The organism is Streptomyces sp. NPDC046821 (assembly GCF_040645335.1).
Lineage (GTDB): Bacteria > Actinomycetota > Actinomycetes > Streptomycetales > Streptomycetaceae > Streptomyces.
This window is the reverse complement of sequence record NZ_JBEYYB010000019.1, coordinates 78,745-94,712: the sequence shown is the minus strand read 5'-3', so window position 1 is coordinate 94,712 and position 15,968 is coordinate 78,745. Positions and strand designations below refer to the sequence as shown.

Genomic DNA, 15,968 nt, shown 5'->3' with positions numbered 1-15,968 from the left:
TACCGCTCGCATCCGTTCCCCCCCGATCTGCTCCCCTGTGCCGATTCACTTCTGGTACACCGCTCAGTCCTGACGGGTTCCCACTTGGATGTGGGAGTTCCTCAGCGAGTCCGGCCGGTGAGCGCTCTCCACCGCTTCCGTATCCAGCGGCGGACGCGCCGCACCCGGGAGGACCGCCGAGCCGGCTCAGCCACCGGCACGGGAATCGACTCGGCGAGTATCTGCGCGAGCACCCGCTCGACCATCGTCTCGGGCCCGGGACCGGCACCGTCCAAAGCTCTGCCCAGCGCCCGCAGCTCATCCGGCAGCCAGCGGTCCGCACCGCTGCCGCCCGCACGGCCACCACTCACACCGCCGTGCGTGCGGCATCCGTGACTTCTGCCGTACCCGTGGTCAGCCCCGGCTTCATGATCCGACTCGCACATGCTCGCCACCTTCCTCCCCAGGCCCCAGCTCGGCCGGAAGAATCCGCTTCAGCTTCCGCAGCGCCCGATTGAGCCTCGACTTCACGGTGCCGCGCGGCCAGCCCAGAGCCTCGGCAGTCTCCGCCTCGTCCATCTCCAGCAGATACCGGTACGTGACGACGAGCCGATGCTCCTCGCTCAGTTCCTCCAAGGCCGCGAGCAGTGCCGACCGGCGCTCGTCACGGACTGCCGCGACCGCCGGATCCGCGGTCTCGGGTATCAGGGGCTCGGCCTCTATCAACGTCGCCTCCCGCCCCACGACCGACCGCTGCCGCACCGCGGAGCGCACTGTGTTCCTCGTCTCGTTGGCGACGATCGCGAGCAGCCACGGCTTGAACGACGAGTCGTCCCGGAACCGTCCCAGCGCGCAGTACGCCTTGAAGAAGGCCTGCTGCACCACGTCTTCCGCGTCCGAGCCCGCCCCGAGCGCCCGTGCCGCCCGCAGTGCCAGACCGGTGAAGGCGCGCACCAACACCGCGTACGCCTCCACCTCTCCTGCACGCACGCGAGCGATCACCGCACGCTCGTCGTCGACGTCGCGGTCCCCCTCCAGGACCTCCCCCTGTGTCCTCATACCGTTGATACACCGCACCCCGCCCATCGGTTCCCACCCGTCCCGGACGCATTTCTGAACGGGCTCCGCAGCCAGTTCTCGACGCCACGGGGCGCGGGCCGGCGATCGCGCTCCGTACACGGATCGGGCACTTGTCGTGCACTCGTCCCCCACCTGTTCCCGAGCAATGAGAGACACCTGAGAGAATGAGGAGCATGGCCTCTGATCGTCCCCGCGTGCTCTCCGGAATCCAGCCCACCGCAGGCTCGTTCCACCTCGGCAACTACCTCGGCGCGGTCCGCCAGTGGGTGGCGCTGCAGGAGTCTCACGACGCGTTCTACATGGTTGTGGACCTGCACGCGATCACCGTGCCGCAGGACCCGCAGGAACTCCGCGCGAACACCCGGCTCGCCGCGGCTCAGCTCCTCGCCGCGGGTCTCGACCCGGACCGCTGCACTCTGTTCGTCCAGAGCCATGTCCCCGAGCACGCACAGCTCGGCTGGCTCATGAACTGTCTGACGGGCTTCGGCGAGGCCTCCCGCATGACCCAGTTCAAGGACAAGTCCGCCAAGCAGGGCGCGGACCGGGCGACCGTCGGCCTCTTCACGTACCCGATCCTCCAGGTCGCGGACATCCTGCTGTACAACGCCGACCAGGTTCCCGTGGGCGAGGACCAGCGCCAGCACATCGAGCTGACCCGTGACATCGCCGAGCGCTTCAACACCCGCTTCGGCGAGACGTTCAAGATCCCGGCGCCGTACATCCTCAAGGAGACGGCGAAGATCTACGACCTGCAGGACCCGTCGATCAAGATGAGCAAGTCGGCGTCGACGCCGAAGGGCCTCATCAACCTCCTCGACGAGCCGAAGACCACGGCCAAGAAGGTCAAGAGCGCGGTCACCGACACCGACACGGTGATCCGCTTCGACCCGGCGAACAAGCCGGGCGTCAGCAACCTCCTCGCCATCTACTCCACCCTCACCGGCACTGGTATCCCGGAACTGGAGCAGAAATACGAGGGCAAGATGTACGGTGCGCTCAAGACGGACCTGGCAGAGGTCATGGTGGAATTCGTGACGCCTTTCCGGACCCGCACCCAGGAGTACCTGGACGACCCGGAGACGCTCGACTCGATCCTGGCCAAGGGCGCGGAGAAGGCGCGCGCAGTCGCCGCCGAGACCCTCGCCCAGGCGTACGACAAGATCGGCTTCCTGCCCGCGAAGCACTGAGTTCAGGCCCGCCTGAACTGCACGTACCACCACCCGCCCACCACACGACGACAGGAGTACGACGTGGGGACCGTAACGATCGGCGTTTCGATCGCGGTCCCGGAGCCACACGGCAGCCAGCTCCAGGAGCGGCGCGCGGGCTTCGGTGATCCCGCGGCGCACGGCATCCCCACGCACGTCACCCTGCTGCCCCCGACAGAGGTCGAGGACGGTGCGCTGCCGTCGATCGAGGCCCATCTCGAGGAGGTCGCCGCTTCAGCGCGGCCCTTCGGGATGCGGCTCTCGGGGACGGGAACCTTCCGTCCGCTGTCGCCCGTTGTGTTCGTGCAGGTCGTCGAGGGCGCCGAGGCCTGCTCCGGGCTGCAGAAGCGGGTCCGCGACGCGTCGGGTCCGGTCCCGCGCGAACTGCAGTTCCCGTACCACCCGCATGTCACCGTGGCGCACGGCATCACCGAGGAGGCGATGGACCGGGCCTACGAGGAGCTCTCCGAGTACGAGGCAGCCTGGCCGTGCACCGGGTTCGCGCTGTACGAGCAGGGCGCCGACGGCATCTGGCGAAAGCTGCGCGAGTTCCCTTTCGGCGGCCCCGCCGTTCCGGCCCAGGGCCCTGACCGTTCGAAGCGGGGCAGGCAGCACGCCCGTTGATCGAGGCTGCCTGCTGAAGCACGCCGCCTGCTGATCGGCGGCAGCCAGTGTGTGGGGCCGACCGGTCTGTGCGCTCTGGCTGAGCGGCGCGTCCGGGCTCGGTCCGTCAGACGGGCAGGCGTCGGAACACCGGGCGTGGCACATGCCGAAGCGCCGACATGACCAGGCGCAGCGCTCCCGGCACCCATACGGTCTCCGACCGTCGCCGGAGTCCCGTCTCGATGGCCTGCGCAACTGCCTCCGGTGTGGTCGCCAGCGGAGCCTCCGCCATGCCCTCGGTCATCTTTGACCGTACGAAGCCGGGGCGCACGATCATCACATGCACGCCGGTGCCGTGGAGCGCGTCGCCGAGGCCCTGGGCGAAGGCGTCGAGGCCGGCTTTGCTCGACCCGTAGATGAAGTTGGAGCGCCGGGCCCGCTCGCCCGCGACCGAAGACAGCACGACGAGCGAGCCGTGGCCCTGGTACTGCAGCGCGCGGGCGCAGATGAGTCCCGCCGATACCGCGCCGGTGTAGTTGGTCTGCGCAACGCGCACCGCGGCCAGCGGCTCGTCCTCGTCACGTGCCTGGTCGCCGAGGATCCCGAAGGCCAGCAGCACCATGTCGATGTCGCCCTCGGCGAACACCTTGCCCAGCGTCACCTCGTGGGCTTCGGAGTCGAGCGCGTCGAAAGCGACGGTCCGGGCGTCGGCCCCCATGTCACGGAGTTCGGCCGCCGCCCGGTCCAGGGCGGGTGAGGGGCGGCCGGCCAGCCATACCGTCCTGGTCCGGCGTGCCACGAGGCGCCGGGCGGTGGCGAGGCCGATCTCGGAGGTGCCGCCGAGGACGAGCAGGGACTGCGGGGTGCCGAATGCGTCCTTCATGAGAAACCAAACTCCAGAGAGGCGGGGCCGAAATCGGTGGGGAGAGATGGGAACCCGGACGGCCTGAGCGGTGTACCAGAAGTGAATCGGTACGGAGGGACCGTGCCGGGCGAGGGGGTTACGAGGTGCGTGCGAAGAAGGGGAGCGGAATCGCCCTGACGGATCAGGGGAGTTACGCGATGAGGCGGGCGGCGGAGCGGGGTGGGGCACCCATGGGCCGGGACCGCTCGGGCACCGCTTTGACGGGGCGCCGGTCGAGGGAGCGGCCCCAACTCCGGGCCAGCTCAGAGTCCCAGGCGGCGGGACAGATCAGAGCGGAACACGCCGTGAGGGTCCAATCGCGCACGCAGGGCCCGGAATTCATCGAGCCGCGGATACATGGCCGAGAGCAGTTCGGGCCGTAGCCGTGAGTCCTTGGCGAGGTAGACGCGTCCGTCCGCCGCGGCGACTTCCTCGTCGAGCTCGTCGAGGAACGCTCCGAGTCCCGGCATGTTCGCGGGAATGTCGAGGGCGAGCGTCCAGCCCGGCATCGGGAAGGACAGCCAGCCGGGGTCTCCGTCACCGAAGCGCTTGAGGACTGCCAGGAAAGAGGGGCACCGGCGCTCGGAGATGCGCTGCACGATGCGTCGGAGAGCTTCCTCCTTGCCGTATCCGACGGCGAATTGGTACTGCACGAATCCGCTGCGCCCATAGATGCGGTTCCAGTGCGGGACGCCGTCGAGGGGGTGGAAGAAGGTGGTGAGTTTCTGGATCTCGCCGACACGGGACGCGGGGGCCTTGCGGTACCAGAGTTGGTTGAAGAGGCCGACGGTCGTCCGACCGAGGAGTCCTTCGGGTACGAAGGCGGGTGCCGCCGGGAGTTGACCGGGACGGAATGCCAGCGGCGCCCTGCGAGCCCGGGGAGGGACGGCGTTGAGCGGTGCGTGATCACCTCGGGTGAGGACCGAGCGGCCCATTGACGCTCCGCGGGCCAGGAGGTCGATCCAGGCGACCGAGTAGCGATAACAGTGGTCGGTCGCGGTGAGGCGGGCCATCAAGTCGTCGAGGTCGCGGGCACGTTCGGTGTCGACCGACATGAACGAGGTTTCGACCGGGAGGAGTTGGACTGTGGCCGTGAGGATGATTCCGGTGAGTCCCATACCGCCGGCCGTCGCGTCGAACAGCTCGCTGCCGCGCTCTACGATCCGGATTTCGCCGTCCGCCGTGAGCAGTTCCAGAGCGAGCACGTGGCGGGAGAACGAGCCCGAGACGTGGTGGTTCTTGCCGTGGATATCGGCGCCGATCGCGCCGCCCACCGTGACATAGCGGGTGCCCGGGGTGACGGGGACGAACCAGCCGAGGGGGAGGAGGACCTCCATCAGGTGGTGCAGTGAGACGCCCGCGTCGCACAGCACTGTTCCGCCGGAGGCGTCGATCGCGTGGATGCGGTTCAAGCCCGTCATGTCGAGCACGCTGCCGCCGGCGTTCTGCGCCGCGTCCCCGTAGGCCCTGCCCAGGCCGCGGGCGATGGTGCCCCGATGGCCCGGCGTCCCACCCGCGCGGACCAGGTCTGCCGTCTCGGCGTAGGAGCGTGGGCGGATGACGCGGGCGACGGTGGGGGCGGTGCGGCCCCAGCCCGTTACCGGGACTGCGTCGAGGGTGCCGCCGTGTCCCTCGTATCCGTCGTGGCCGTTGTCGGGGGAGGCCGGGGTGACGTCGGGGGTGCTGCCGCGCGCGGGGACGGGGTGCGGATCGGGCGCCGAGATGGCCGACGGTGCGGCGGCAGGGACGGCAGGTGTGGCTGGGCCGGTGGGTGTGGTGAGCGGGGGAGCGGCGGGTGCGGGAGGAGTGGTGCGAGCGCGATCGGCGGCCATGGGCGCGACCGTATCGTCCATAGGTGAGGCCTTCATGCCCAACAGAGCTACCTCTCACTGAAATGAGTGATTGAGGGGGTGTCACAATAAATTGTCTGAGTTGTGCTGGTTTTGGCCCGCAGAGTGAGCCACATGGACGACATGGACCGCCGATTGCTTTCGGCATTGCGCGACTGCGGTACCGACCGGCGTGTGGCAGCGGTCGCGCGCGCACTGTCCTGGAGCGGGGAACACGGCGCGCTCTGGCTCGGTGCGGGGCTGTTGGGGGCCGCCGTCGATCGGCAGAGGCGTGGGGCCTGGTTGCGAGGCACGGCACTGACCGCCGCGGCGCACCTGGCCAGCATGGGGGTCAAGCGCGTCGTGCGGCGTCCTCGGCCGGGTGCGGAGATCGGTGTGGAGCCGCTGGTGCGGACTGCCGGGCACCACTCCTTCCCCAGCTCGCACGCTGCGTCGGCGGCAGCGGCCGCGGTCGCGTTCGGGGCGCTGCGGCCGGCGGGGGCCCGGCTCGTGCCGCCGGTCGCGGCGGCGATGTGTGTCTCGCGGATGGTCGTCGGGGTGCATTACCCCTCGGACGTGGTCGCGGGAGCAGCGCTGGGAGCGATCACCGCGCGGCTTGGGGCGCATTGGGTGGCCGGGGGTATCCGGCGGTGACGGAACGGACTGCGGATACGAAAGGGGTGGGGAGCTCGGTGGACGTGAAGGGTGTGGTGGAGCGAAAGCCCCTGGTTCGACAGGCGGACAAGGTGGGGCGGGCCGGGTCTACCGCGTTGTTGGAGCCGCCGTGGGAGGAGCCGGCGCAGGGGGTGCCCGGGGGGACGGCGCTCGGGTTGCCGGTCGGGCTGCTGAGGACAGCGAGGCCTCGGCAATGGGTGAAGAACGTGCTGGTTGTGGCCGCGCCCGCGGCTGCGGGGCAGTTGTTCTCGGGGTACGTGGCGTTACAACTGGCTCTGGTTTTCGTCCTGTTCACGGCGGCGGCCTCCGCCGTGTATTTGATCAACGATGCGCGGGATGCCGAGGCGGACCGGGCGCACCCGGTAAAGCGGAACAGGCCTGTGGCCGCGGGTCAGGTGCCGGTGGCGGTGGCCTACGCGGTCGGGGGCGCGCTCGCGGTGCTCGCACCGCTGGCGGCCGCGGTCCTGTGCACCCCGATGACGGCGGCACTGTTGGCCGCGTACGTGGGGATGCAGTTGGCGTACTGCGTCAGCCTCAAGCACGTGCTGGTCGTGGACCTCGTCGTCGTGACCACCGGGTTCCTGATGCGGGCCATGATCGGCGGGCTCGCGCTGGGGATTCCGCTCTCGCGGTGGTTCCTGATCACGACGGGGTTCGGCGCGCTGTTCATGGTCTCGGCCAAGCGGTACTCCGAGGCCGTGCAGATGGCCGGGAAGGAGGGGGCGACAAGGGAGTTGCTGACGGAGTACACGACCGGCTACCTGCGGTTCGTGTGGCAGCTCGCCGCAGGGGTGGCCGTTCTCGCGTACTGCCTGTGGGCCATGGAAGGGGGCGTGGCGAGAACCAGCCTGCTGCCCTGGAGGCAGCTGTCGATGGTGCCCTTCATTCTCGCGATCCTGCGCTACGCGGTCTTCGCCGACCGCGCCACGGCGGGCGAGCCGGAGGACGTCGTGTTGCGGGACAGGGCGCTGGCCGTGATCGGCCTGGTGTGGGTGGCGATGTACGGGCTCGCAGTCGTGGACTGGTGAGCGTGTCGAGGGAGGGTGCGCTGTGCGCGGGGGAGCACGAGGGCGGGCAGCAGGGCGTAGGCCAGCGGGCGGAGTCTGCGTGGTGGGTTCGGGGGTGGCGGCGGATGAAGGGGCTGGGGCCCGAGCTCGCGGGATTCGCGGCGGTGGGGATCTGCGCGTACGCGGCCGATCTGGGGCTCTTTGTATGGCTGAGAGGGCCTGTGGGGTGGGATCCGATCACCGCCAAGTCGCTGTCGTTCCTGGCCGGTTGCACGGTCGCCTACGTGGGGAACGCGCTCGGTACCTATCGGCAGGCGTCGGCGGAGGTATCGAGGCTGCGGCAGTGCGGGGTGTTCTTTGCGGTCAATGTGGCCGGAGCGCTGGTGCAGTTGCTGTGCCTCGCGGTGTCGCACTACGGGCTCGGGTTCACGTCGCAGCGGGCGGACACGGTGTCCGGGGCGGGGGTGGGGATGGTGCTGGCCACGGTTCTGCGGTTCTGGGGTACACGGACTCTTGTCTTCCGGATGTGTCAGGAGAGACGTGCGAGATCAGTCAGGCAGGGAAGGCTTGGCACATGGACTGGCTGAAAAGACTCCCCGGCATCGGGCCGATCGTCGTGTGGGTCATGCGCACTCACGCGTGGGCCGCCTACGAGCGGCTTGACCGGGTGCACTGGACACGGCTTGCGGCGGCGATGACGTTCATCAGCTTCCTGGCGCTGTTTCCGCTGCTCACCGTGGCCGCGGCGATCGCGGCCGGCACGCTCAGTCCGGAGCGGCAGCACACACTTCAGGACAAGATCGCGGAGCAGGTGCCCGGGATCTCCGACCAGTTGAACCTCCCTGCCCTCGTCGCCAATGCGGGCACCGTGGGACTGGTCGCCGGAGCCTTGCTGCTTTTCACCGGCATCGGCTGGGTCGGCTCGATGAGGGACTGCCTGCGCACTGTCTGGGAGCTGGGGGACAAAGAGGGAAACCCGATCCTGCGCAAGATCGCGGACGCCGGGGTCCTGGCGGGCCTGGGGTGCGCCGGCCTCGTGTCGCTGGTGGCGTCGATGCTCGCCTCGACCGCGGTGGGGTGGACCGCGGACCGGCTCGGGATCGACCAGGGCGGTTGGGGAGGGGTGCTGCTCAGAGCGGTGGCGTTCGCGATCGCCGTTCTCGCGGACTTCTTGCTGCTGCTCTACGTGCTGACGCTGCTGCCGGGGGTTCAGGTGCAGCGGCGGCCGCTGGTGACGGCGGCGTTGATCGGAGCGGCCGGGTTCGAGCTGCTGAAGCTGCTGTTGGGCGGCTATATGAAGGGCGTGGCGGCGAAGAGTATGTACGGGGCGTTCGGAACGCCGGTGGCACTGCTGTTGTGGATCAATTTCACGGCGAAGCTGCTGCTGTTCTGTGCGGCCTGGACGGCCACAGGGGGGCGGCCCGCCCCGGAGCCGGCGGAAGAGACCGAGCCGGAGGCGGGACCGCCGGGAGCCGGAGACGACGCCGGGCCGTCGGAAACGGGAGCGCCAGGAGCGGAGCCGACGACGGCGGGACCGACGAAAGCGGGACCGACAGGAACGGGGTCGGCGGGCACGGGACCCAGAGGAACGAGACCGACGGGAACGGGGTCGGCACCGGCCGGCGCTGCCTGAGGTGGGCGACGGTTCCGGCCGGTGCGGGCGGGGAGCGGTGGCGGTCAGGGCGTGTGGCGCAGCCCTGAGCTGGACGTCGGCTCAGGACATACGCTTCGGGGGCTCGAACCCGCGCCCCCCACCCGCTACCCCCACTCCCCGCTAGCCACTACCTGCTCAGCGTCGAGGCAGGCGGCGTACCAGGTCCGGGAGGGGCCAGCGGCGGTTGACGAGGAAGGCGGCCGCGGCCAGGAGGACCAGGGCTCCGCCCGCGACGGCCAGGGCGGTGCCGATGCCGCTGGAGCCGTTCTTGGCGGAGTCGGCCGCCGAGGACGGGGCGTGGGCGCCGGTTCCCTCGCCGCCCTTCGGCCGGGTGGAGGAACCGCTGGAGGCACCCGTGTCGGCACTCTTGGGCGCGACGAGCTGGCCCACCGGGGTGACCTTGCCGTCGGCCTGGAAGCCCCAGTCGAAGAGGCGGGCCGTTTCCTGGTAGACGGCGTGGCTCTCGTGGGAGTCGGGGTTCATGACCGTGACGAGGAGGACCTTGCCGTCGCGTTCGGCGACGCCGGTGAAGGTGGCGCCGGCGTTGGTGGTGTTGCCGTTCTTGACGCCGGCGATGCCCTTGTAGGGGTTGAGGCCGTAGTCGCCGGTGATGAGCCGGTTGGTGTTCTGGATCGCGAAGGTGCCGGTGGTCTTCCCCTTCTTCTGCGACTTGGGGAACTTCGCGGTCGCCGTCGCGCAGTACTCGCGGAAGTCCTTCTTCTGCAGACCGGACCGGGCGAAGAGAGTGAGGTCGTATGCGGAGGAGACCTGGCCGGGGGCGTCATAGCCGTCAGGGCTGATCACGTGGGTGTCGAGGGCCTGGAGTTCCTCGGCGTGGGCCTGCATGTCCTGGACGGTCCTCGGGACGCCGCCGTTGAGGGCGGACAGGACGTGGACGGCGTCGTTGCCGGAGCGAAGGAACACGCCGAGCCACAGGTCGTGGACGGAGTACGTGTAGTTCTCCTTGACGCCGACCATGCTGGAGCCGGCGCCGATGCCGTCCAGGTCGGAGCGGACGACCTTGTGCGTCTGAGACTTCGGGAACTTGGGGAGGACCGTGTCGGCGAAGAGCATCTTCAGGGTGCTCGCCGGGGGGAGGCGCCAGTGGGCGTTGTGCGAGGCGAGGACCTGGCCCGACTCGGCGTCCGTGACGATCCAGGAGCGCGCGGTCAGGTCCTTGGGGAGGACGGGGGCGCCGTTCGTCAGGTTGACCTGTGTGCCGGGCTTGCCCAGTTGGGCGCCGCCCACCGTCGACATCGAGGCCGGCGGGTTCGCCTTGGATGTGGCCCCCGGCTTGTGGTCGGCCAGCGCGGGGGAGACGCAGCTCAGAGAGAGGAGGGCGGCACTGGCGGCCACGGACGCGGCGGTGACGGCGAGGCGTCGTCCACCGGATCGTGGGCCGGAACGCGTCACTACGGAGGGGCGGGAAGGGGACTCTGTCGCGGAAGCGACAGTAGTGAAATACGACTCATTCGAGGCAGGCACGGTCGAGAACGTACATGGCCCGGGCCCGTAAGTCGTCGTCGAGGTGTCCTGTGTCTCCGTCGCCCCACCCCGGCGGCGGTGCGGGAGGAGCGCTCGCGATACTGAGGGTATGAAGCTCAGCCGCCCGGTCTCCTGGTTCCTGCTCGCCTTCGGCGTCTGGAGCTGGATCATCTGGATCACTTTCGTCAAGAACCTGTGGAAGGACGGGAGCGGGCTCGCCTTCGACAAGGCCGGCGACCCCACCGCCTACTTCTGGGTGCACCTGACGCTTGCCGTCGTCTCCTTTGTCTTGGGGACGGTGGTGGGAGTCATCGGGTTCCGCGGACTGCGCGCGCTGCGCCGCGCGTGACACGCGGACCTGACACCCAGGCCTGACCTGCGCACCTGACGCACAGACCTGGCATACAGACCTCACATACAGAACAGCGCGAAACGAACGGGAAGGGGAACGGCGCCTTGATCGCCGTCCTAGTGATCGCATTGGTCGCCGTGCTCGCGGCCGTCGCCGGTCTGCACTGGTACGTGTGGCGCCGGCTGGTCCGTGACACGACGGCCCGTTCCGGTTTCGCGCGGCGGGCCGGGACGGCGGTGTTCGTGGCCGGGCCGCTGCTGATGTTCGGGGCGGTGGCGAGCGAGCGGGCGGGGGCGCCGTTCTGGTTGCAGCAGGTGCTGGCCTGGCCTGGGTTCCTGTGGATGACCTTCGCGCTCTATCTGCTCCTCACGGTCCTCGCGGGCGAGGTCGTACGGCCTCTGCTGCGGCGGTATCTCGACCGGAGGTCGCCGGCGGCGGGCGGGGAGGCGGGGCCCGTGCGGGAGCCCGTACTCGTACCGGCGGCCGAGCCGGATCAGCCCACGAAGACGCCCGGCGCTGCCACGCCTGACCCGGCCCGCGTGCTCGATCCGTCGCGGCGGCTCTTCGTGTCCCGGGTCGTCGGTGGGGCGGCGGTGGTTGCTGCCACGGGGATCGTGGGCAATGGGGCGTACGGGGTGTTGCGGGGGCCCGAGGTGAAGCGGGTCACGGTTCCGCTGGCGCGGCTGCCGCGTGCGGCGCACGGGTTCCGGATCGCGGTCGTGAGTGACATCCACCTGGGGCCGGTTCTGGGTCAGGGGTTCGCGCAGCGGGTCGTCGACACGATCAACTCCACGCAGCCCGACCTGATCGCGGTCGTCGGGGACGTGGTCGACGGGAGCGTCGAGGATCTGGCGCCGGCCGTCGCGCCGCTCGCGGGGCTGCGCGCCCGGCACGGGACGTACTACGTGACGGGGAATCACGAGTACTTCTCGGGTGCCGAGCCGTGGGTCGAGCATGTGCGGGAGATCGGGCTGCGGCCTCTGGCGAACGCGCGGGTGGAGATCGGGGCGTTCGATCTGGCCGGTGTGAACGACGTGGCCGGTGAGAACTACGGCGACGGCCCCGACTACGACAAGGCGCTCGGGGACCGCGATCCGAGCCGCGCCGCCGTCCTCCTCGCCCACCAGCCCGTGATGATCCACGAGGCGGTGAAGCACGGCGTCGACCTCCAGCTGTCGGGCCACACCCACGGCGGCCAGCTCTGGCCGGGCAACTTCGTCGCCGACGCGGCCAACCCGACGCTGGCCGGTCTTGAGCGGTACGGCGACACGCAGTTGTACGTGAGCCGGGGCGCCGGAGCGTGGGGCCCGCCGGTACGGGTGGGCGCGCCGTCGGACATCACGGTCGTCACGCTGGCGTCGAAGCAGGCCTGACCCGGCGTCGGGGCTCACGCCCGCCCGGCGCGCGGGCCCACCCCTCCCAGACCAGCACCCCCGCCCCGGCGCCAAAAGCCCCGCGTCAGTCCAGCCGCCGCCGTCTCCCACTAGGCCGCCCCCGACCCCGCCGCCGCAACGCCAGCAGCCCCCCGCCCGCCAGCGCAGCGATCGCCGCCGAACCGCCGAGCGCCCAGTCATCCAGCCGGGACGTGCTCGAAGCGGCAGCCGGGCTTCCGTCAGGCCCCGCCCCCGAGCCGGCCCCCGCACCAGCCGACCCCGCCGCCCCAGCCCCCTTCGGCTGCTCGCTCAGCGGAGCGACCAACGTGCCGACCGAATCCGCGTTCCCCGCCACCGCGAACCCCCAGTCGAGCAGCGCCGCCGTCTCCTCGTACACCGCTTCGTAGCCGGACTTCGGGTGCATGACGGTGACGAGGAGGGTGCGCCCGTCGCGGGTCGCCGCGCCGGTGAACGTGTTGCCGGCGTTCGACGTGTAGCCGTTCTTCACCCCTATGAGCCCCGGGTAGGGCCGCACGCCCTGGCCGGTGAGGAGGCGGTCCGTGTTCTGTATCTGGAACGTCTTCCTGCCGCCCGCCGGGAAGTCGGCCGACTTCGTGGCGCAGTAGCCGCGGAAGTCGTCGTTCTTGAGGCCGGCCCGCGCGAACAGCGTCAGGTCGTATGCCGACGACACCTGACCGGGGTGGTCGAACCCGTCGGGGCTGACGACGTGCGTGTCCTTCGCCTGGAGGTCGTCCGCGCGCGCCTGCATCTGGCGTACGGTCTCGGCGACGCCCCCGTTCATACTGGCGAGGACGTGCACCGCGTCGTTCCCCGAGCGCAGGAACACGCCCTGCCACAACTGCTCGACGGAGTACGTGGTTCCGGCCTGGATGCCGACGAGGCTGCTGCCGAACGGGATGTTGGCGAGGTCGGCGGCGGTCACCTTGTGGTGCTGGGTCCGGCCGAACTTCGGCAGCACCGTGTCGGCGAACAGCATCTTGAGCGTCGACGCGGGCGGCAGCGCGCGGTGTGCCGCGTACGAGGCGAGGACGTCGCCGCTGTCGTGGTCGGCGACGAGCCACGACTTCGCGGCGAGCCTCGGCAGCCGGGGCGCACCGGGCGCCACCTGCACACCGGGCCTGCCGAGCCGCTGCCCACCGACGACACCGGGCGCGGCCTCGGCGCGCGGGCCGGGCAGGGCGACGGCGGCCGCCGTGCCGAGCCCGAGGCCGAGCGCGGCGCGACGGCTGACGTGGTGCTGCGATGAGGAAATGCCGGGCATCAGGCGACGGTACAAGAGTTGGATGAAGCAAAGGTAAGAGCCTCATGCCCCGCCGACGACCGGCCCCCGGGCCGCAGGCTACCCGGAAACCTTGCGCTCGCCCCCGGCCCCCGAACCCCCGGCCCCCGAACCCCCGGCCCCCGAACCCCCGGCCCCCGTACCCTCGGCCCCCGTATCCCCGGCCCCCTTCCTGACCGCCGCCGCCCCCTCCGTCATCCCCGGCAAGAAGTCCGTGAACAGCTCATGCACCTCCTGCACCAGCGGCCGCAGCACCCGGAATCGCGAGAGCGCGACCCCCCGCGCCGTCAGACGCGCCCCCCGGTCCGCCAGCCGCCGGCTCCGTTCGCGCCCCGGCGAGCTGTCGAAGACCCAGTACAGGACGAGCCCCATCTGGGAGAGCCACATCAACTCCGGGAGAGTCTCGGCCAGTTCGGCCGGAACCTTCGCCTTGGAGCCCGCGAGCACCTCCCGGTGCACATCGATCGCCGTCTCGCGGGCCGGTTCCGAATCGGGGGAGAAGGGGCTGAGCGGACTGGTCGGGTCCGCGGCGGTCTTGAAGAACTGGGCCGCGAACTCGTGGTACGGCTCCGCGATGTCCAGCCAGGACCGCAGCACCCCCGCGAGCCGCTTCTCCAGGTCGGTCTCGCGGTCGAGCACGGCCCGTACGGCTGTCCGGTGCTCGTCGGCGATCTGGTCGTAGAACCCCTGGATGAGGTGTTCCTTGCCGCCGAAGTAGTAGTACGCGTTGCCGACGGAGACCCCCGCCTCCTTGGCGATCGCCCGCATCGTCGTCTTGTCGTAACCCCGTTCCCGGAACATCCGCATCGCGGTGTCCAGGATCAGCGCCCGCGTCTGCTCACTCTTCGCGGGAGCCTTCCCGGTCACGGGACTGTCCGCCGGGGCGGCCTGGTTCTCGGGGGTCTCGTTCTCCGCTGGCACGCGTCAGAGCCTAATCGGGCAGATGGCCTAATCAGGCACATGGCCTAGTCAGGCACCTGGCAGCCGCTGTCGCAGGCCGCGACGCCGTGGTACGTCCACCCGTCGACACGGTCGTACGTCCAGCCCTCCTGCGTGCGATACGCCCCGCCCCCGGCCCGCGCGATCTGCCGCCCCCGGTGCGTCTCCCGGACCTTCGCCGCCGCGAGCACCGCGCCCCGCGCCAGCACCGCTCCGGTCGGCGTGCTCAACCTGTGCGACAGGCGCCGGTACTTGGCCAGGGCCCACAGTGTGACGACCCACGCGGCGGGCCCCCGGTAGATCTGGCCGCTGTCGCCGACGAGAGTGATCTCCGAGAGCGTGGCGATGTGGTCGATGCCGGGGCAGCGGCGCCGGGCCTCTTCGGACCCGGCCGGCACCAGATCGAGCGGTACGAGCTGCCGCTGCCGCACGAGCCAGTTCCGCACGAACGTGCAGAGCGGGCACTGAGCGTCGTACAGAAGGACCAGCCGGCGAACCGGGGCCCCCGTGGCGCCCCGGTCCGCGACCTCGCTCATCGCCGTCACGCCCCGGTCGCCGGCGGAGCGGCCCAGCCCTGCGGCGGAACGGGCGGCAGCTGCTCCCGCTCCATGACACCCCGCCGCCGGAACTTGTTGAGCACCCACACGTTCCCCAGGTGCATCACGCCGAGCACCAGCAGCACCACGCCGAGCTTCGTGGACAGGGCCTCGAAGATGCCGCGGGTGTCGGCGATCGCCTCGTCCCCGCTGAGGTAGAGCGCCACGAAACCGAGGTTGACGAGGTAGAAGCCGACCACCAGCAGGTGGTTGACCGCGTCGGCGAGCTTCTCGTTCCCGTGCAGGACGTCGGCCAGAAAGACCCTCCCGTTACGGCTAAGAGTGCGCGCCACCCAGACGGTCAGACCGATGCTGACGATGAGGTAGATGACGTATGCGACGACTGTGAGGTCCATTCCCCACCCCTCCTTGAACGCGTTCAAAAACGCTGTCGAGGATGACTGTAGACCTGTTTTTGAACATGTTCAACACAAGAGCGAGGGTGCCCGTGCGAGCCGCACCACCCACCCCGCCCCCCTGGCTCCACCCCTCAACTCCTCGCCAGCTCCGGCCTCTTGACGTAGTCCGTGAACCCCGCGACGTTCCCCCACGGATCCGCGAACTCCACGACGTACCCCGTCGACGTCGAGAACGGCGGGTCGAGAAGCTTGATCCCGGCCTCCAGGAGCGCGCGGGCCGCGGCCTTCGCGTCGCGCACCTCCAGCCACAGACGGGACCCCGGCCACGCCGGCTGCCGGTGGCCGAGGTCCTCCTCGACGCGCAGCAGTACGCCGGGCGTCTCCTTGCCGGCCTCAAGGAGGGCGATCCCCGCCTCGTCGAGGCGGAACTTCACGATGAACCCGGCCCGCTCGTAGAAGGAGACGGCCTCGCCGAGGTCGCCCACGGGGAACAGCACGTTGTCGAAGCCGAGCAGCTCAAGTTGAGATGACATGGCGTCAGATTAGCCGCCCACCCGGCAAATCGGACATTGCCCGCCGTCGTCAACGACAAAAGACCCCGCCCCCGGCACAAAGCCGGGAACGG

At 70.1% G+C, this 15,968-nt stretch carries 17 protein-coding genes and 1 pseudogene; 8 read left to right on the top strand and 10 right to left on the bottom strand.

Annotated elements, in window-relative coordinates:
- Positions 1-116 precede the first annotated feature (116 nt).
- Positions 117-350 (bottom strand): annotated as a pseudogene (locus tag ABZ893_RS32350) (hypothetical protein); the annotation flags it as partial.
- Between the two features lie 55 nt (positions 351-405).
- Positions 406-1,038, bottom strand: a complete 633-nt coding sequence (locus ABZ893_RS32345; protein ID WP_361411213.1) for a sigma-70 family RNA polymerase sigma factor — start codon at positions 1,036-1,038, stop codon at positions 406-408.
- A gap of 194 nt (positions 1,039-1,232) precedes the next feature.
- On the opposite strand from ABZ893_RS32345, the gene trpS reads away from it, so the two are divergent.
- On the top strand, positions 1,233-2,246 hold the full coding sequence (gene trpS / locus ABZ893_RS32340; RefSeq protein ID WP_361411179.1) for a tryptophan--tRNA ligase: 1,014 nt from the start codon (positions 1,233-1,235) through the stop codon (positions 2,244-2,246).
- Positions 2,247-2,309: 63 nt separating this feature from the next.
- Positions 2,310-2,891 (top strand): 2'-5' RNA ligase family protein, encoded by a 582-nt coding sequence (locus ABZ893_RS32335; protein WP_361411177.1) that lies wholly within the window; start codon positions 2,310-2,312, stop codon positions 2,889-2,891.
- Positions 2,892-2,997: 106 nt separating this feature from the next.
- Here ABZ893_RS32335 and ABZ893_RS32330 read toward each other — a convergent pair whose 3' ends face one another.
- Positions 2,998-3,753 carry a decaprenylphospho-beta-D-erythro-pentofuranosid-2-ulose 2-reductase gene (locus ABZ893_RS32330; protein WP_361411175.1) on the bottom strand — a complete coding sequence of 252 codons (756 nt, stop codon included), beginning with the start codon at positions 3,751-3,753 and terminating at the stop codon, positions 2,998-3,000.
- A 284-nt stretch (positions 3,754-4,037) separates the two neighbouring features.
- The gene (locus tag ABZ893_RS32325) at positions 4,038-5,606 is read right to left on the bottom strand and encodes an FAD-binding oxidoreductase (RefSeq protein WP_361411173.1); all 1,569 of its coding nucleotides are present in this window, start codon (positions 5,604-5,606) and stop codon (positions 4,038-4,040) included.
- 132 nt (positions 5,607-5,738) lie between these two features.
- Here ABZ893_RS32325 and ABZ893_RS32320 point away from each other — a divergent pair, with 132 nt between their 5' ends.
- From ABZ893_RS32320 to ABZ893_RS32305, 4 genes are all read left to right on the top strand, one after another.
- On the top strand, positions 5,739-6,257 hold the full coding sequence (locus ABZ893_RS32320; protein WP_361411171.1) for a phosphatase PAP2 family protein: 519 nt from the start codon (positions 5,739-5,741) through the stop codon (positions 6,255-6,257).
- 152 nt (positions 6,258-6,409) lie between these two features.
- A complete protein-coding gene (locus ABZ893_RS32315; protein ID WP_361411169.1) occupies positions 6,410-7,306 on the top strand; it encodes a decaprenyl-phosphate phosphoribosyltransferase in 897 nt (298 codons plus the stop codon).
- Positions 7,307-7,410: 104 nt separating this feature from the next.
- Positions 7,411-7,872, top strand: coding sequence for a GtrA family protein (locus ABZ893_RS32310; RefSeq protein WP_361411166.1), 462 nt, complete (start codon positions 7,411-7,413; stop codon positions 7,870-7,872).
- Entirely contained in the window at positions 7,860-8,918 is a 1,059-nt protein-coding gene (locus ABZ893_RS32305) for a YhjD/YihY/BrkB family envelope integrity protein (protein WP_361411163.1), read from the top strand. Before ABZ893_RS32310 ends, ABZ893_RS32305 begins: the two co-directional genes overlap by 13 nt.
- Positions 8,919-9,074: 156 nt before the next feature.
- On the opposite strand, the gene ABZ893_RS32300 is transcribed toward ABZ893_RS32305, so the two are convergent.
- A complete protein-coding gene (locus ABZ893_RS32300) occupies positions 9,075-10,595 on the bottom strand; it encodes a D-alanyl-D-alanine carboxypeptidase (RefSeq protein WP_361411160.1) in 1,521 nt (506 codons plus the stop codon).
- On the opposite strand from ABZ893_RS32300, the gene ABZ893_RS32295 reads away from it, so the two are divergent.
- Entirely contained in the window at positions 10,534-10,773 is a 240-nt protein-coding gene (locus ABZ893_RS32295; RefSeq protein ID WP_361411157.1) for a hypothetical protein, read from the top strand. The two genes, ABZ893_RS32300 and ABZ893_RS32295, sit on opposite strands and share 62 nt — an antisense overlap.
- 107 nt (positions 10,774-10,880) lie before the next feature.
- A complete protein-coding gene (locus ABZ893_RS32290) occupies positions 10,881-12,149 on the top strand; it encodes a metallophosphoesterase (protein WP_361411154.1) in 1,269 nt (422 codons plus the stop codon).
- A gap of 85 nt (positions 12,150-12,234) precedes the next feature.
- On the opposite strand, the gene ABZ893_RS32285 is transcribed toward ABZ893_RS32290, so the two are convergent.
- The 5 genes from ABZ893_RS32285 to ABZ893_RS32265 form a co-directional block, all read right to left on the bottom strand.
- The gene (locus tag ABZ893_RS32285) at positions 12,235-13,431 is read right to left on the bottom strand and encodes a serine hydrolase (protein ID WP_361411151.1); all 1,197 of its coding nucleotides are present in this window, start codon (positions 13,429-13,431) and stop codon (positions 12,235-12,237) included.
- Positions 13,432-13,509: 78 nt separating this feature from the next.
- Complete coding sequence (locus ABZ893_RS32280; RefSeq protein WP_361411211.1) at positions 13,510-14,316, bottom strand: TetR family transcriptional regulator; 807 nt, start codon at positions 14,314-14,316, stop codon at positions 13,510-13,512.
- A 98-nt stretch (positions 14,317-14,414) separates the two neighbouring features.
- Complete coding sequence (locus ABZ893_RS32275; protein ID WP_361411148.1) at positions 14,415-14,924, bottom strand: DCC1-like thiol-disulfide oxidoreductase family protein; 510 nt, start codon at positions 14,922-14,924, stop codon at positions 14,415-14,417.
- A gap of 5 nt (positions 14,925-14,929) precedes the next feature.
- A complete protein-coding gene (locus ABZ893_RS32270; RefSeq protein WP_361411145.1) occupies positions 14,930-15,340 on the bottom strand; it encodes a hypothetical protein in 411 nt (136 codons plus the stop codon).
- A gap of 134 nt (positions 15,341-15,474) precedes the next feature.
- Complete coding sequence (locus ABZ893_RS32265) at positions 15,475-15,876, bottom strand: VOC family protein (RefSeq protein ID WP_361411142.1); 402 nt, start codon at positions 15,874-15,876, stop codon at positions 15,475-15,477.
- Positions 15,877-15,968: the final 92 nt, after the last annotated feature.

Coding starts and splice junctions, on each gene's coding strand:
- ABZ893_RS32345 (WP_361411213.1), bottom strand. CDS start 1,038: ATGAGGACACAGGGGGAGGTCCTGGAGGGGGACCGCGACGTCGACGAC.
- trpS (WP_361411179.1), top strand. CDS start 1,233: ATGGCCTCTGATCGTCCCCGCGTGCTCTCCGGAATCCAGCCCACCGCA.
- ABZ893_RS32330 (WP_361411175.1), bottom strand. CDS start 3,753: ATGAAGGACGCATTCGGCACCCCGCAGTCCCTGCTCGTCCTCGGCGGC.
- ABZ893_RS32325 (WP_361411173.1), bottom strand. CDS start 5,606: ATGGCCGCCGATCGCGCTCGCACCACTCCTCCCGCACCCGCCGCTCCC.
- ABZ893_RS32320 (WP_361411171.1), top strand. CDS start 5,739: ATGGACGACATGGACCGCCGATTGCTTTCGGCATTGCGCGACTGCGGT.
- ABZ893_RS32310 (WP_361411166.1), top strand. CDS start 7,411: ATGAAGGGGCTGGGGCCCGAGCTCGCGGGATTCGCGGCGGTGGGGATC.
- ABZ893_RS32305 (WP_361411163.1), top strand. CDS start 7,860: ATGGACTGGCTGAAAAGACTCCCCGGCATCGGGCCGATCGTCGTGTGG.
- ABZ893_RS32295 (WP_361411157.1), top strand. CDS start 10,534: ATGAAGCTCAGCCGCCCGGTCTCCTGGTTCCTGCTCGCCTTCGGCGTC.
- ABZ893_RS32300 (WP_361411160.1), bottom strand. CDS start 10,595: ATGATCCAGCTCCAGACGCCGAAGGCGAGCAGGAACCAGGAGACCGGG.
- ABZ893_RS32285 (WP_361411151.1), bottom strand. CDS start 13,431: ATGCCCGGCATTTCCTCATCGCAGCACCACGTCAGCCGTCGCGCCGCG.
- ABZ893_RS32275 (WP_361411148.1), bottom strand. CDS start 14,924: ATGAGCGAGGTCGCGGACCGGGGCGCCACGGGGGCCCCGGTTCGCCGG.
- ABZ893_RS32270 (WP_361411145.1), bottom strand. CDS start 15,340: ATGGACCTCACAGTCGTCGCATACGTCATCTACCTCATCGTCAGCATC.
- ABZ893_RS32265 (WP_361411142.1), bottom strand. CDS start 15,876: ATGTCATCTCAACTTGAGCTGCTCGGCTTCGACAACGTGCTGTTCCCC.